A 14,916-nucleotide genomic window follows, 5' to 3' on the forward strand; every position below is an offset into this window, starting at 1 on the left:
TACGGCGCCGGGCTCACGCCCTCTTTACTGTTGCCTGCGGCAAGGTTGCATCATGCGGCGCGGGCTGACAAGAGAGGATGAAGGCTAAGTGCTATAAGGGGGTTATCGGCCGGGCGGGGGAATTCTTCAGTCAGAATGACAGAAGGTGTACAACCCTGTTCTGTCTGTAAAGAAAAGCAAAAAAAGCCCCGCCAAATTGACGGGGTTGAGGTACGAGCGTGGCGCTCGGAAATCGGTGCAACCAGGCCTCCCCGATGAAAGGGAGGCCGCTGTGGCTTACAGCAGGATGGTGCGGATGTCGTTCAGCAACTGGCTCAGGCGCTGGGTGAAGCGTGCAGCGGCCGCGCCGTTGATCACACGGTGATCGTAGGACAACGACAGTGGCAGCATCAGCTTCGGCTGGAACGCTTTACCGTCCCAGACTGGCTGGATGGTGGCCTTGGACACACCCAGGATCGCCACTTCCGGCGCGTTGACGATTGGCGTAAAGCCAGTGCCGCCAATGTGACCGAGGCTGGAGATGGTGAAGCATGCGCCCTGCATGTCGTCCGGGGTGAGCTTCTTGTCGCGGGCCTTGGCAGCCAGTGCAGCGGCTTCGGCAGCGAGTTGCAGCAGGCTCTTCTGGTCAACGTTCTTGATGACCGGCACCAGCAGGCCATCCGGGGTGTCGACCGCAAAACCGATGTGCACGTACTTCTTGCGGATGATCGCCTTGCCGCTTGGTGCCAGCGAGGCGTTGAAGTCCGGCAGTTCCTTGAGCAGGTGCGCGCACGCCTTGAGCAGCAGTGGCAGCACAGTCAGTTTCACGCCGGCCTTTTCGGCCACGGCTTTCTGCGCAACCCGGAAAGCTTCCAGGTCGGTGATGTCGGCCTGGTCGAACTGGGTCACGTGCGGGATGTTCAGCCAGCTCGCGTGCAGACCGGCCGCGCCGATTTGCATCAGGCGGGTCATCGGCACTTCTTCGATTTCGCCGAAGCGGCTGAAGTCCACGGTACGGATCGGCGGAATGCCCGAACCACCGGTAGCGCCACCGGCAGCCGGCGCTTCCTTGGCTTTCTGCATCATGGCCTTGACGTAGACCTGCACGTCTTCCTTCAGCACGCGACCGTGAGGGCCAGTGGCTGACACAGCATTGAGCTCAACGCCGAACTCACGGGCCAGTTGACGCACGGCAGGGCCGGCATGAACCTTGGCACCGCTTGGCGCAGGTGCGGCAGCAGCAGGGGCCGGTGCGGCCTCGGCTTTTGCAGCGGGCGCAGGGGCAGCAGCCGGAGCCGGAGCCGCTTCAGCCTTGGCGGCCGGAGCAGCAGCCGGTGCTGGAGCAGCGGCAGGCGCAGCGCCTTGTACTTTCAGCTTGAGGATGAAGTCGCCAGTGCCGACTTCGTCTTCCAGCTTGACCGCGATGCTTTCCACCACGCCGGCAGCCGGCGAAGGGATTTCCATGGAGGCCTTGTCGGACTCCAGGGTGATCAGCGACTGGTCCGCTTCGACAGTGTCGCCGACCTTGACCAGCAGTTCGATGATCTTGGCCTTGCCCGACGAACCGATGTCCGGAACATGAATGTCCTGGACAGTCGCTGCGGCTGGAGCAGCAGCCGGGGCTGCAGGAGCCTCGGCAGCAGCGGCAGGTTTTTCCGCGGCAGGCGCCGGTGCAGCAGCGGCAGCAGGAGCCGCCGCAGGGGCCGCATCAGCGGCACCTTCGATTTCCAGTTCCAGCAGTTCGTCGCCTTCTTTCAGGCGGTCGCCCAGCTTAACTTTCAGGCTCTTGACCACGCCGGCCTTGGGAGCAGGGATTTCCATGCTCGCCTTGTCCGATTCCAGGGTCAGGATGCTCTGGTCGGCTTCGACGGTGTCGCCGACCTTCACAAACAGCTCGATTACTTCACCTTCACCGCTGCCGATGTCAGGTACGCGAATGAGTTCGCTCACAAAAAGTCTCCTCAGCAGTCCAGTGGGTTGCGTTTTTCCGGGTTGATCCCGAACTTGACGATAGCGTCAGCTACCACCTTGGGTTCGATCTCACCACGGTCAGCCAAGGCTTCCAGGGCTGCCAACACCACGAAGTGACGGTCGACTTCGAAGAAGTGACGCAGCTTCTTGCGGCTGTCACTGCGGCCGAAACCGTCGGTGCCCAGGACTTTGAATTCCTTGGACGGGACCCACTGGCGAATTTGTTCAGCAAACAGTTTCATGTAGTCGGTAGAGGCAATGACCGGACCTTTACGGCCGGCCAGGCACTCTTCGACATAGCTCTGCGCAGGCTTCTGACCCGGGTGCAGGCGGTTGTTGCGCTCTACGGCCAGGCCATCGCGACGCAGTTCGTTGAAGCTGGTAACGCTCCACACATCGGCGCCGACGTTGAACTCGTCACGCAGGATCTTCGCCGCTTCACGGACTTCACGCAGGATGGTGCCGGAGCCCATCAGCTGCACGTGGTGCGCCGCTTCCTTGGTGTCTTCTTCGAGCAGGTACATGCCCTTGATGATGCCTTCCTCAACACCGGCCGGCATGGCAGGCTGCTGGTAGGACTCGTTCATCACGGTGATGTAGTAGAAAACGTCCTGCTGCTCTTCGGTCATCTTCTTCATGCCGTCCTGGATGATCACCGCCAGCTCATAGCCGTAGGTTGGATCAAAGGTGCGGCAGTTCGGGATGGTGGCAGCCAGGATGTGGCTGTGACCGTCTTCGTGTTGCAGGCCTTCGCCGTTCAGTGTGGTACGGCCGGCGGTACCGCCGATCAGGAAACCACGGGTACGGCTGTCGCCTGCTGCCCAAGCCAGGTCGCCGATACGCTGGAAACCGAACATCGAGTAGAAGATGTAGAACGGCAGCATCGGCTGGTTGTGGCTGGAGTACGAAGTGCCGGCAGCGATGAAGGAGCTCATGGCGCCCGCTTCGTTGATGCCTTCTTCGAGGATCTGGCCCTTCTTGTCTTCCTTGTAGAACATCACCTGGTCTTTATCGACTGGCTCGTAGAGCTGGCCGACGGAGGAGTAGATGCCCAACTGACGGAACATGCCTTCCATACCGAAGGTACGGGCTTCGTCCGGGATGATCGGCACGATACGCGAACCGATTTCCTTGTCCTTGACCAGCTGCGCGAGGATCCGCACGAAGGCCATGGTGGTGGAGATTTCGCGGTCGCCCGAGCCGTCCAGGATAGCCTTGAGGGTATCCAGCGGTGGCGTCGGGACGTTGAAGCTCTTGGCGCGGCGCTGTGGCACGAAACCGCCCAGCGCGGTACGACGTTCGCTCAGGTAGCGGGCTTCGGCGCTGTTCGGCTCTGGCTTGAAGAACGGCAGGTTCTCCAGTTCTTCGTCCTTGACCGGGATGTCGAAGCGGTCGCGGAACAACTTCAGGCTGTCGACATCGACTTTCTTGGTGTTGTGCGCGGTGTTCTTCGCTTCGCCGGCACCGGTGCCATAACCCTTGATGGTCTTGGCCAGGATGACGGTCGGTTGTTCTTTGTGGTTGACCGCTTCGTGGTAAGCCGCATAGACCTTGTACGGGTCGTGGCCGCCACGGTTGAGTTTCCAGATCTCGTCGTCGGACAGGTCGGCAACCATGGCCTTGAGTTCAGGCGTGTTGAAGAAGTGTTCACGCACGAACGCGCCGTCTTTGGCCTTGTAGTTCTGGTACTCGCCGTCGATGACTTCGTCCATGCGACGTTGCAGGATACCGTCGACGTCCTTGGCCAGCAGTGGGTCCCAGAAACGGCCCCAGATGACCTTGGTCACGTTCCACTGGGCACCGCGGAACACGCCTTCGAGTTCCTGGATGATCTTGCCGTTGCCGCGAACCGGGCCGTCGAGGCGCTGCAGGTTGCAGTTGATGACGAAGATCAGGTTGTCCAGCTTCTCGCGGCCGGCCAGGGAGATGGCACCCAGGGATTCCGGCTCGTCGCACTCGCCGTCGCCCAGGAAGCACCAGACTTTCTGCTTGCCTTCCGGGATGAAGCCACGGGCTTCCAGGTACTTCATGAAACGTGCCTGGTAGATCGCCTGGATCGGGCCCAGGCCCATGGATACAGTCGGGAACTGCCAGAAATCAGGCATCAGCCAAGGGTGCGGGTAGGACGACAGGCCCTGACCGTCGACTTCCTGGCGGAAGTTGTTCATTTGCTCTTCGCTGATGCGACCTTCCATGAACGCACGGGCGTAGACGCCTGGCGAGGTGTGGCCCTGGAAGTAGATCAGGTCGCCGCCGTGTTCTTCGGTCGGGGCCTGGAAGAAGTAGTTGAAGCCGATGTCATACAGGGTTGCGCTGGAAGCGAAGCTGGAGATGTGACCGCCCAGGTCAGAATCTTTCAAGTTCGTGCGCATTACCATCGCCATGGCGTTCCAACGTACCAGCGAGCGAATGCGGCGTTCCATGAACAGGTCGCCAGGCATGCGTGCTTCGTGGGTAACGGGGATGGTGTTGCGGTATGGCGTGGTGATGGCGTAGGGCAGTTGCGAGCCGCTGCGGGTCGCGAGTTCGCCCATACGGGTCATCAGGTAGTGAGCACGGTCTTCGCCTTCTTTGTCGAGAACCGATTCCAGGGCGTCCAGCCATTCCTGGGTTTCGACGGGATCGAGGTCTTGCATGGCTTGCTCCAGGGCGGAAAGGCTACCAGAATCGGTTGCCTGAAGTTTGCGACTGGCCTTGTGGGCAGACGACATAAATTCTTGGATGGCCGAAGGTTGCTTCGGCGTCCTGTAGTTTTACTACAAATCGTCGTCCATTTCAGCCTTTCGAATGTATATACGAGTAGTAAAACTACACAAGACTGAGCGGATTGCTCGGTCTAGCTGGTGAGCATAATCGTTATTGTTGATCTTTTGCGAACAAGAAAAGGTAGAAGTTTAATGTTACCTGCCAAAAATTACATATTTTCAGCTATTTATCACCTTTGTTCGACAGTCCTTCATCGAGCGCGGTGCTCGCCTTCACAGCAGCAAGCCATTTACGCGCCGACCAAGGATAGACCATGAGCCTTCCAACGCTGGCCAAACTGCCAGCCATTCTGTTGCCAAAAGCCCAGCGGGCCGAGCAGTCATTTCGTGACGCCGTGGCCGCGCTGGACGCCGATCATGGCCTTTCTGCGTGGACGCCGCAACGGTGGGCCGACTTCGCCCGGGTGTGCGCCGCCAGTGATTTCGTCATTGAACAGAGTGTTCGTGACCCTTTGATGTTGCTTGAGCTGGCTGCCTGGGGCGAGCTGGACCGCGGCTTTGCGCCGGGTGAGCTGTGCGGGCAGATTGCCGGGGCCGTGCAACAGGCCGAAACAGAAGATGAGCTGGGCCGTGTACTGCGTCGCCAGCGTACGCGCCAGCAAGTGCGCATCATCTGGCGCGACCTGACCCGCCAGGCCGACCTGGTGCACACCTGTCGCGACCTCTCCGACATGGCCGACGCCAGCATCGACCAGGCCTATCAATGGCTGTACCAGCGTCACTGTGTGCAGTTCGGCACCCCGACCGGGCGGCGCAGCGGCGAGCCGCAGCACATGGTCATCCTCGGCATGGGCAAGCTCGGTGCGGTGGAGCTTAACCTGTCGTCGGATATCGACCTGATCTTCGCCTACCCCGAGGGCGGCGAAACAGTGGGCGTGAAGCGCTCCCTGGATAATCAGGAGTTCTTTATTCGCCTTGGTCAAAAATTGATCAAGGCCCTCGATCCGATGACCGTCGACGGCTTTGTGTTCCGTGTCGACATGCGCCTGCGCCCCTACGGTTCGGCCGGTGCCCTGGTGCTCAGCTTTAACGCGCTGGAGCAGTACTACCAGGACCAGGGCCGCGACTGGGAACGCTACGCCATGATCAAGGCGCGCGTGGTCGCCGGTGACCAGGTTGCCGGTGCGCAATTGCTCGATATGCTGCGACCGTTCGTGTACCGCCGCTACCTGGACTTTTCCGCCATCGAAGCGCTGCGCACCATGAAGCAGTTGATCCAGCAGGAAGTGCGGCGCAAAGGCATGGCCGACAATATCAAGCTGGGCTCGGGCGGCATCCGCGAAGTGGAATTTATCGCCCAGGCATTCCAGCTGATCCATGGCGGCCGCGACCTCAGCCTGCAGCAACGGCCGCTGCTCAAGGTGCTCGGCACCCTGGAAGGCCAGGGTTACCTGCCGCCGGCGGTGATCGCCGAGCTGCGCAATGGCTATGAATTCCTGCGTTACACCGAACATGCGATCCAGGCGATTGCCGACCGCCAGACCCAAATGCTGCCGGACAGCCCTGAAGACCAGGCGCGCATTGCCTTTATGCTCGGCTTTGCCGACTGGGCGGCGTTCCATGAGCGCCTGATGTACTGGCGTGGTCGCGTGGACTGGCACTTCCGCCAGGTGATTGCAGATCCCGATGAGGAAGAAGGTGCGGAAAGCGAGTTGGTCGTAGGTGGGGAATGGTTGCCGCTGTGGGAAGAGTCCCAGGACGAAGAGGCCGCCTGCCGCCAATTGGCTGAAGGCGGCTTCACTGACGCCACCAAGGCCCTTAGAGCCCTGGCCGGTCTGCGCAACAGCCCGCAACTGCGCGCCATGCAACGCCTGGGGCGCGAACGCCTGGATGCGTTTATCCCGCGCCTGCTGGCCCAGGCCGTCGAGCACGCCAACCCGGACCTGGTGTTGGAACGCGTACTGCCATTGGTGGAAGCTGTCGCCCGCCGTTCGGCCTATCTGGTGCTGCTCACGGAGAACCCCGACGCCCTGCGTCGCCTGCTGACCCTGTGCGCCGCCAGCCCGTGGATCGCCGAGCAGATCACGCGCTTCCCGCTGCTGCTGGATGAATTGCTCAACGAAGGCCGCCTGTTCAAGCCACCGCTGGCGCCGGAACTCGCCGCCGAGTTGCGCGAACGCCTCACGCGCATCCCCGAGGATGATCTGGAGCAGCAGATGGAAGCCCTGCGGCACTTCAAGCTCGCCCACCGCCTGCGCGTGGCCGCTTCGGAAATCGCCGGCAGCCTGCCGTTGATGAAAGTCAGCGACTACCTGACCTGGCTCGCCGAAGCCATCCTCGAACAAGTGCTGGCCCTGGCCTGGCGCCAGACGGTCGCCCGGCACGGTTCGCCGCAGCGGTTGGACGGTACCCTGTGCGATCCTGGGTTCATCATTGTCGGTTATGGGAAAGTCGGCGGCATCGAATTGGGGCATGGTTCTGACCTGGACCTGGTATTTATCCACGATGGCGACCCGCAGGCCGAGACCGACGGTGCCAAGCCGATCGACGGCGCGCAGTTCTTCACGCGCCTGGGCCAGCGGATCATTCACCTGCTGACCACCCAGACCAACTCCGGCCAGTTGTATGAAGTGGACATGCGCCTGCGACCTTCCGGCGCATCCGGGTTATTGGTCAGTTCCCTCGGGGCGTTTGACCGCTATCAACAAAATGAAGCATGGACCTGGGAACATCAGGCCCTGATCCGCGCGCGGGTGCTGGTGGGCAGCCAGGATGTGGGCCAGGCATTCGAGCAGGTACGGGCTAAAGTGTTGGGGCGTGAGCGCGACTTGGCGACGTTGCGCCAGGAGGTCAGCGAGATGCGCGCGAAGATGCGTGACAACCTGGGCACCAAGGCCACGGTGGCCGGCACCGGCGCCAATGCCTTCGAAGCCACGGCGCTGTTCGACCTCAAGCAGGACGCCGGAGGTATCGTCGATATTGAATTTATGGTGCAATACGCGGCTTTGGCGTGGTCTGCGCAACATCCATCGTTGCTGCGCTATACCGACAATATCCGCATTCTGGAAGGCCTCGAGCAGGTGGGTTTGATGCCCGCCGCCGATGCCCATCTGCTGCGGGAGGTGTATAAGGCCTACCGTTCCGCCGCGCATCGCCAGGCCTTGCAGAATGAGGCCGGTACGGTGCCCGGTGATCAGTTCGCTGACGAACGGCGCCAGGTGATGCGAGTCTGGCAGGCGCTGGGGTTGAGTTGAAACACTATTAGGGCGGGGAGGCATAAGCCTCCCCGCATCGTTTGTGGAAACTACATGAATATTCTGATCGTTGGGCCCAGTTGGGTCGGTGACATGGTGATGGCGCAGACACTGTTCCAGAGCCTGCGCGTGCGCTACCCAGACTGCCAGATCGACGTGCTCGCTCCTGAGTGGAGCCGGCCGATCCTCGAGCGCATGCCCGAAGTGCGCAAGGCCTTGAGCTTTCCGCTCGGCCACGGTGCCCTGGAACTGGCGACCCGCCGTCGCATCGGTAAATCCCTGGCGGGCCAGTACGACCAGGCGATCCTGTTGCCCAACTCGCTGAAGTCGGCGCTGGTGCCGTATTTTGCCGGCATTCCCAAGCGCACCGGCTGGCGCGGTGAGTTTCGCTATGTCTTGCTCAACGACGTGCGCACGCTGGACAAGGCGCGCTACCCGCTGATGATCGAACGCTTCATGGCCCTGGCCTATGCGCCGGGTGCCGAGTTGCCCAAGCCGTACCCGCGCCCCAGCCTGCAAATCGACCCGGTGACCCGCGATGCGGCACTGGCCAAGTTCGGCCTGGCCCTTGATCGCCCGGTGTTGGCCCTGTGCCCCGGCGCCGAGTTTGGCGAGTCCAAGCGCTGGCCGTCGGAGCACTACGCCAAGGTTGCCGAGACCAAGATCCGTGAAGGCTGGCAGGTGTGGTTGTTTGGTTCGAAGAAGGATCACCCGGTAGGTGAGGACATCCGCCAGCGCCTGATCCCCGGCCTGCGCGAAGAAGCGGTGAACCTCAGTGGCGACACGTCCCTGGCCGAGGCCATCGACCTGCTGTCCTGCGCCGATTCGGTGGTGTCCAACGACTCCGGCCTGATGCACGTCGCCGCTGCGCTGAATCGCCCGTTGGTGGCGGTGTACGGTTCCACCTCGCCGGGCTTCACCCCGCCGTTGGCCGACCAGGTCGAAGTGGTGCGCCTGGGGCTGGATTGCAGCCCTTGTTTTGATCGCACCTGCCGTTTCGGCCATTACAACTGCATGCGCCAATTGCTGCCGCAGCCGGTAACCGATGCCTTGCAACGGTTGCAGGGCGACGTGGTCGAGGTTCACTGAGTTGCGGGTACTGGTAATCAAGACCTCATCCCTGGGCGACGTGATCCATGCCTTGCCGGCACTGACCGACGCGGCGCGGGCGATCCCTGGCATTCGCTTCGACTGGGTGGTGGAAGAAGGCTTCGCCGAAATCCCCACCTGGCACCCGGCCGTCGACAAGGTGATCCCGGTGGCGATCCGCCGCTGGCGCAAGAACCTCTGGCAAACCTTCAAGAGCGGCGAGTGGCGGCGCTTCAAGCAGCAAGTCCAGTCGACCAAATACGACCTGGTGATCGATGCCCAGGGCCTGTTCAAAAGCGCCTGGCTGACCCGCTACGTGCGTGCTCCGGTGGCCGGATTCGACCAACACTCGGCCCGTGAGCCGATTGCGGCGCGCTTCTATTCGCGGCGCCTGGCCGTGGCCCGTGGGCAGCATGCGGTGGAGCGTTTGCGTCAACTGTTCGCCGTGGCCCTCGGCTATGACTTGCCCAAAGGCTTGGGTGACTACGGCCTCAGCACCGAAAAACTCCTCGGCCTGCCGCCGAAAAAGCCCTTCGTCCTGCTGCTGCACGGCACCACCTGGGACACCAAGCATTGGCCCGAAGCCTATTGGCGCGAGTTGGCTGAACGCATGGGCCGCCTGGGCGTGGACGTGAAGTTGCCCTGGGGCAACGCCGCCGAAAAGGCCCGGGCTGAGCGCTTGGCCCAAGGCCTGAACAACGCCGAAGTGCTGCCCAAGCTGAACCTGGCCGGTGTGGCCCGTGTATTGGCTGGCGCCCGCGCCTGTGTGGCGGTGGACACCGGATTGGGGCATCTGGCGGCGGCGCTGGATGTACCGACCATTTCCCTGTTCGGCCCCACCAACCCCGGCCTGACCGGTGCCTACGGCAAGGGCCAGATTCACCTGGCCAGCGACTTTCCGTGTGCGCCGTGCCTGCAAAAACAATGTACCTATCAACCGACGGCCGACGACCTGCGTCGGTTCGACATCAAGCGCGAGTCGCCCCTGTGTTTCACGCGCCTGAACCCTGAGCGTGTGGCAACCCGGCTGAGCACGTTGTTACTGGCTGAGGAGCTGCACTGATGCAACTGGCTTTTGTTCTGTACAAATATTTTCCCTTCGGCGGCCTGCAGCGCGACTTCATGCGCATCGCCCTGGAATGCCAGCAGCGCGGCCATCAGATTCGTGTCTACACGCTGATCTGGGAAGGTGACATTCCGCCGGGTTTCGAAGTGCTGGTGGCGCCGGTCAAGGCGTTCTTCAACCATCGGCGCAACGAGAAGCTCAGCGCCTGGATGTCGGCCGACCTGGCCAAGCGCCCGGTGGACCGCCTGATCGGCTTCAACAAGATGCCCGGCCTCGACGTGTACTACGCCGCCGACGGCTGCTTTGAAGACAAGGCGCAAAACCTGCGCCATTCGCTGTACCGCAGTTTTGGCCGCTATCGCCACTTTGCCGAGTACGAGCGCGCGGTGTTTGCCAAGGACGCCAAGACCGAAGTCTTGATGATTTCCGAAGTGCAGCAGCCGCTGTTCATCAAGCATTACGACACGCCGCTGGAGCGCTTTCACCTGTTGCCACCGGGCATTGCCCAGGACCGCCGCGCGCCGCCGAATGCGGCCGAGATTCGTGAAGGCTTCCGCAAGGAATTCAACCTGGGCGATGACGACGTGCTGCTGGTGCAAATCGGTTCCGGCTTCAAGACCAAGGGTGTCGACCGCAGTCTCAAGGCCGTCGCCGCGTTGCCGGCCGAGCTGAAAAAACGCACGCGCCTGTTTGTAATCGGCCAGGACGACCCCAAGGTATTCCAACTGCAAAGCGCCACCCTTGGGCTGGGCGATAACGTGCAGTTCCTCAAGGGGCGCAGCGATATTCCGCGTTTCCTGCTGGGCGCCGACCTGTTGATCCACCCGGCGTACAACGAAAACACCGGCACCGTATTGCTCGAAGCCCTGGTGGCCGGGTTGCCGGTGCTGGTCTCGGCCGTGTGTGGTTATGCCCATTACATCGCCGAAGCCGACAGCGGCCTGGTGCTGGACGAGCCGTTTGAACAGGCTCAGTTGAACCAATACCTGGCGCAGATGTTGACCGATTCTGCACAGCGCGCGGCCTGGGGCCGCAATGGGTTGGCCTTCGCCGAGACGGCCGACCTCTACAGCATGCCGCAGCACGCTGCGGATGTGATTCTGGCGGAGCCAAAACGATGAAGTTGATTCTTGCCGAACCGTTCAAGACGTTATGGGCCGGGCGTGACGCCTTTGCCGAAGTCGAGAAACTGCAAGGCCAGGTATTCCGTGAACTGGCGGCGCGTCGCACGCTGCGCACCGAGGTGGATGGCCGCCCGTATTTCGTGAAAATCCACCGTGGCATCGGGTGGGCGGAAATCTTCAAGAACCTGATCACCGCCAAGCTGCCGGTGCTCGGCGCCGGCCTGGAATGGGATGCCATTCACCGCTTGCAGGAGATCGGCGTACCGACCATGACCGGCGTGGCCTTCGGCGAAAAAGGCAGCAACCCGGCGGACCAGCACTCGTTCATCATCACTGAAGAATTGGCGCCGACCGTCAGCCTTGAAGACCTCACCGTCAACTGGGTCGCCGAACCGCCCACACCTGCACTGCGCCATGCGCTCACGGCCGAACTGGCGCGCATGGTCGGCGACATGCACCGGGGCGGCGTGAATCACCGCGATTGCTACCTGTGCCACTTCCTGCTGGACACGTCCAAACCGATCGACGCACGCAACATCAAGCTCTCGGTGATCGACCTGCACCGGGCGCAGATGCGCGCCCATCTGCCAATGCGTTGGCGCGACAAGGACCTCGCCGCGCTGTACTACTCGGCGCTGGAAATCGGCCTGACCCGGCGCGATAAACTGCGCTTCCTCAAGGGCTATTTCCGCCAACCGCTGCGTCAGATCCTGGCCGAGCAATCGGCGTCCCTGAGCCTGATGCAACGCAAGGCCGACAAGTTGTACGCCCGCAAGCAACGTTACGGGGATGCGATCTGATGGCGGGTTGGAACCTGGAACCTGCCTACGCCGCCCTGGCGGATGATTTTGGAAGTCTCGAAGCGGTGTTTGCCCTGCAAGGCGAGCGGCTGACCCGCGACCCACTGTCGGAAGTAATCCGGGTGGAGCGTGACGGGGTCAATTACTACGTCAAGCGCTACACGGGCGCCGGCAAGGGCCTGCGGCGTTACCTGGGCAAGCCGCGGGTCAAGTCCGAATGGCAGAACCTCAAGCGCTTCGCCAAGTGGGGCATTCCCACTGCCGACGTGGTCGCCTGGGGTCTGGAACGCAGCGGCCTGGCCTATGATTGTGGCGCGATGATCACGCGCGAGTTGCCAAGGACAGAAGACCTCTCGGTCCTGGCCGAGCGTAAGGATGCGCGCCTGCGCGATCCCAAGTGGGTCAGCGCGGTCAGCCGCCAGCTCGCTGAATACACGCGCACCATGCACGATCATCGCTTTACCCATAACGACTTGAAGTGGCGCAACCTGCTGATCGACGACCAGGCCACCCTGTACCTGATCGATTGCCCCAACGGCGATTTCTGGCGCGGTTTCTGGCTCAAGTACCGCATTACCAAGGACCTGGCCTGCCTGGACAAGGTGGCCAAGTATCACTTGTCGGCCACCCAGCGCCTGCGCTTCTACATGCAGTACCGTCAGTGTCGGCACCTGAGTGAGTCGGACAAACGGCGGATTCGCCACGTAGTGAAGTTTTTCGAGGGACGTGAATGAGTGATTTCCTGGCGGCTGAAGATCGCGCCCTGCTGGAGCGCCACGGCCTTGCGACCTTCGACGCCCTGTGGGCCAAGCAACTGGACGCGGTGGACGAGCCGAACACCAGCCGTGGCGGCTGGAGCAGCGTGTTTCGCCTGGAGCTCGACGGCCACGGTTATTACCTCAAGCGCCAGAGCAACTACCTCACGCGCAGCTTGCACCGGCCCTTGGGCGAACCGAGTTTTTCCCGCGAGTTCCGCAACATCAGCCGTTACCGCAAGCTCGGGATCCCGGCGCTGCAGGCGGCGTTCTACGGCGAGCGCAAAGTCGCCGGTGAACACCGCGCGATGCTGCTGACCCGTGCCCTGGACGGCTGGAATGACCTGGATTCGTTGCTGGAACAATGGGCGCAACTGAGCGACGCCCAGCACCGCGCAATCCTGCTGGCCTGCGGCCTGTTGGCGCGCCGGTTGCACAGCGTCGGCCAGGTGCATGGCTGTTTTTACCCCAAGCATATTTTCCTGCAGGCCACTGGTGACGGCTACGCCGCGCAGTTGATCGACCTGGAGAAAACCCGCCCGCTGCTGTTCGGCTGGCGGGACCGGGTCAAGGACCTGGAACCGTTGTTGCGCCGTGCGCCGCAGTGGTCGGACGCACAGGTGCGTCAGCTGCTGGCGGCTTACCTCGATCAGCCCGAGGGCAGCGCACTCGTCACCGCCTGGCTGCAACGCCTGACGAAGCGGCGTAGCCACAAGGAGAACCGCTGATGCGTCTGTCCGAGTTGAAACACGCCGGCCGCACGCCGAGCCTGCCCCTCACTATCGACCTGGCGGATGCCGCCGGCCCTGGCCAACTGCAGCTGCTTAGCCTGTTGCGGGTGTTGCCGGGCGAGCGCTACGTGGGCGCGGCGGTATGGCGCGGGCGTCCGGTGCTGGCCAAATTATTGGTGGGCAGCAAGGCCGCGCGGCATTTCCAGCGTGAACTCAGCGGCGTTCGCCTGCTGGCCGAGCAAGGCCTGACCACCCCGCTATTGCTCGCCGATGGCTTGCAGGAAGGCGAGGGCGGCTGGCTGCTGTTCGAGTTTATCGAAGGTGCCGAGAGCCTGGCTGATGCCTGGCAGGCAGTCGAAGCGCTGCCGCCCCTGGCCGACGAGCAAACCGCCGTGCTGGCCGAGGCGCTGGGTGCGATCGGGCAGATGCATGCCAAGGGCCTGTGGCAGGAAGACCTGCACCTGGACAACCTGCTGCGCCAGGACGGCAAGCTGTACCTGATCGATGGCGCCGGTATTCGCGTCGAAGAGGCCGGCAAGCCACTGTCGCGTAACCGCGTGCTGGAAAACCTCGGGGTATTTTTCGCCCAATTGCCGAAAAACCTCGAGCCGTTTACCGAAGAATTACTGGTGTACTACCTGCTGGGCAACGGCGAGCACGCCTTGCCCCTCGAAGCCCTGGAAAAACAGGTGCGCAAGGTCAGCGCCTGGCGCCTGAAGGACTTCTTGAACAAGGTGGGCCGCGACTGCACGCTGTTCAGCGTGGTGCGTGGCGCCTTTGCCTTGCGCGCGATTCGTCGCGAAGAAGAGTCCGCGATGCTGCCGGTGCTGGCGCAGGCGGATGCGCTGCTGGATCAGGGCCACCTGTACAAGACCGGTGGTGCGGCCAGTGTGGCCAAGGTCGAAGTGGCCGGCCGGCCGCTGGTGATCAAGCGCTACAACATCAAGGGCTTCGCCCATTGGCTCAAGCGCTTCTGGCGCCCGAGCCGCGCCTGGCATTCCTGGCGCGAAGGCAATCGCCTGGCCTTCCTCGGCATCGCCACGCCCAAGCCGCTGGCCGTACTGGAAAAGCGTTTTTTCTGGCTGCGCAGCCGCGCTTACCTGGTCACCGAATACCTGCCGGGCCCGGACATCATCGAGCGTTTCGCGCCCTATATCGAACACGGTGACGCGCCGGAAGATGAACTGCTGGCGCTGGACCATTTGTTCGCCGAGCTGATTCGCGAGCGCATCAGCCATGGCGACTTCAAGGGCCATAACCTGTTCTGGGATAAGGATCGCTGGTCGCTGATCGACCTCGACGCGATGTGCCAACACAGCTCTGCCGCCAGCTTCGCCCCGGCGTATGCCAGGGACCGTGCGCGGTTTATGCGAAATTGGCCTGAGAGTAGTGCGTTGTATCAAATGATTGATCAGCGTTTGCCGAAGCAACCGACCTGATCG

At 62.3% G+C, this 14,916-nt stretch carries 10 protein-coding genes; 8 read left to right on the top strand and 2 right to left on the bottom strand.

Going from position 1 to position 14,916, the window contains the following annotated elements:
• Positions 1–276 precede the first annotated feature (276 nt).
• The gene (gene aceF, locus ACHPFG_RS03225) at positions 277–1,929 is read right to left on the bottom strand and encodes a dihydrolipoyllysine-residue acetyltransferase (RefSeq protein ID WP_431701590.1); all 1,653 of its coding nucleotides are present in this window, start codon (positions 1,927–1,929) and stop codon (positions 277–279) included.
• A gap of 11 nt (positions 1,930–1,940) precedes the next feature.
• The gene (gene aceE, locus ACHPFG_RS03230; protein WP_131696822.1) at positions 1,941–4,586 is read right to left on the bottom strand and encodes a pyruvate dehydrogenase (acetyl-transferring), homodimeric type; all 2,646 of its coding nucleotides are present in this window, start codon (positions 4,584–4,586) and stop codon (positions 1,941–1,943) included.
• Positions 4,587–4,969: 383 nt separating this feature from the next.
• On the opposite strand from aceE, the gene glnE reads away from it, so the two are divergent.
• From glnE to ACHPFG_RS03270, 8 genes are read left to right on the top strand one after another with little or no spacing between them, the layout of a single operon-like run.
• Positions 4,970–7,909, top strand: a complete 2,940-nt coding sequence (gene glnE / locus ACHPFG_RS03235; RefSeq protein ID WP_431701591.1) for a bifunctional [glutamate--ammonia ligase]-adenylyl-L-tyrosine phosphorylase/[glutamate--ammonia-ligase] adenylyltransferase — start codon at positions 4,970–4,972, stop codon at positions 7,907–7,909.
• A gap of 54 nt (positions 7,910–7,963) precedes the next feature.
• Positions 7,964–8,998 carry a lipopolysaccharide heptosyltransferase II gene (gene waaF / locus ACHPFG_RS03240; RefSeq protein ID WP_167655570.1) on the top strand — a complete coding sequence of 345 codons (1,035 nt, stop codon included), beginning with the start codon at positions 7,964–7,966 and terminating at the stop codon, positions 8,996–8,998.
• 1 nt (position 8,999) lies between these two features.
• Positions 9,000–10,061 (top strand): lipopolysaccharide heptosyltransferase I, encoded by a 1,062-nt coding sequence (waaC, locus tag ACHPFG_RS03245; RefSeq protein ID WP_131696819.1) that lies wholly within the window; start codon positions 9,000–9,002, stop codon positions 10,059–10,061.
• Positions 10,061–11,185 (top strand): glycosyltransferase family 4 protein, encoded by a 1,125-nt coding sequence (locus tag ACHPFG_RS03250; RefSeq protein WP_431701592.1) that lies wholly within the window; start codon positions 10,061–10,063, stop codon positions 11,183–11,185. Before waaC ends, ACHPFG_RS03250 begins: the two co-directional genes overlap by 1 nt.
• Positions 11,182–11,988: a lipopolysaccharide core heptose(I) kinase RfaP gene (gene rfaP / locus ACHPFG_RS03255; protein ID WP_167655568.1), complete on the top strand. Its 807-nt coding sequence runs from the start codon at positions 11,182–11,184 to the stop codon at positions 11,986–11,988. Before ACHPFG_RS03250 ends, rfaP begins: the two co-directional genes overlap by 4 nt.
• Positions 11,988–12,722, top strand: a complete 735-nt coding sequence (locus ACHPFG_RS03260) for a lipopolysaccharide kinase InaA family protein (protein ID WP_431701593.1) — start codon at positions 11,988–11,990, stop codon at positions 12,720–12,722. Before rfaP ends, ACHPFG_RS03260 begins: the two co-directional genes overlap by 1 nt.
• Positions 12,719–13,471 (top strand): lipopolysaccharide kinase InaA family protein, encoded by a 753-nt coding sequence (locus ACHPFG_RS03265; protein WP_131696815.1) that lies wholly within the window; start codon positions 12,719–12,721, stop codon positions 13,469–13,471. The genes ACHPFG_RS03260 and ACHPFG_RS03265 overlap by 4 nt, the downstream gene beginning before the upstream one ends.
• Positions 13,471–14,913: a lipopolysaccharide kinase InaA family protein gene (locus ACHPFG_RS03270; protein ID WP_259244656.1), complete on the top strand. Its 1,443-nt coding sequence runs from the start codon at positions 13,471–13,473 to the stop codon at positions 14,911–14,913. The genes ACHPFG_RS03265 and ACHPFG_RS03270 overlap by 1 nt, the downstream gene beginning before the upstream one ends.
• Positions 14,914–14,916: the final 3 nt, after the last annotated feature.

Source organism: Pseudomonas sp. BR20 (assembly GCF_050780135.1).
In the GTDB taxonomy this organism is placed as follows: domain Bacteria; phylum Pseudomonadota; class Gammaproteobacteria; order Pseudomonadales; family Pseudomonadaceae; genus Aquipseudomonas.

What these genes read in the sequence shown, in the direction of transcription:
- aceE (WP_131696822.1), bottom strand. Translation starts at nt 4,586, where the DNA reads ATGCAAGACCTCGATCCCGTCGAAACCCAGGAATGGCTGGACGCCCTG.
- glnE (WP_431701591.1), top strand. Translation starts at nt 4,970, where the DNA reads ATGAGCCTTCCAACGCTGGCCAAACTGCCAGCCATTCTGTTGCCAAAA.
- waaF (WP_167655570.1), top strand. Translation starts at nt 7,964, where the DNA reads ATGAATATTCTGATCGTTGGGCCCAGTTGGGTCGGTGACATGGTGATG.
- ACHPFG_RS03250 (WP_431701592.1), top strand. Translation starts at nt 10,061, where the DNA reads ATGCAACTGGCTTTTGTTCTGTACAAATATTTTCCCTTCGGCGGCCTG.
- rfaP (WP_167655568.1), top strand. Translation starts at nt 11,182, where the DNA reads ATGAAGTTGATTCTTGCCGAACCGTTCAAGACGTTATGGGCCGGGCGT.
- ACHPFG_RS03260 (WP_431701593.1), top strand. Translation starts at nt 11,988, where the DNA reads ATGGCGGGTTGGAACCTGGAACCTGCCTACGCCGCCCTGGCGGATGAT.
- ACHPFG_RS03265 (WP_131696815.1), top strand. Translation starts at nt 12,719, where the DNA reads ATGAGTGATTTCCTGGCGGCTGAAGATCGCGCCCTGCTGGAGCGCCAC.
- ACHPFG_RS03270 (WP_259244656.1), top strand. Translation starts at nt 13,471, where the DNA reads ATGCGTCTGTCCGAGTTGAAACACGCCGGCCGCACGCCGAGCCTGCCC.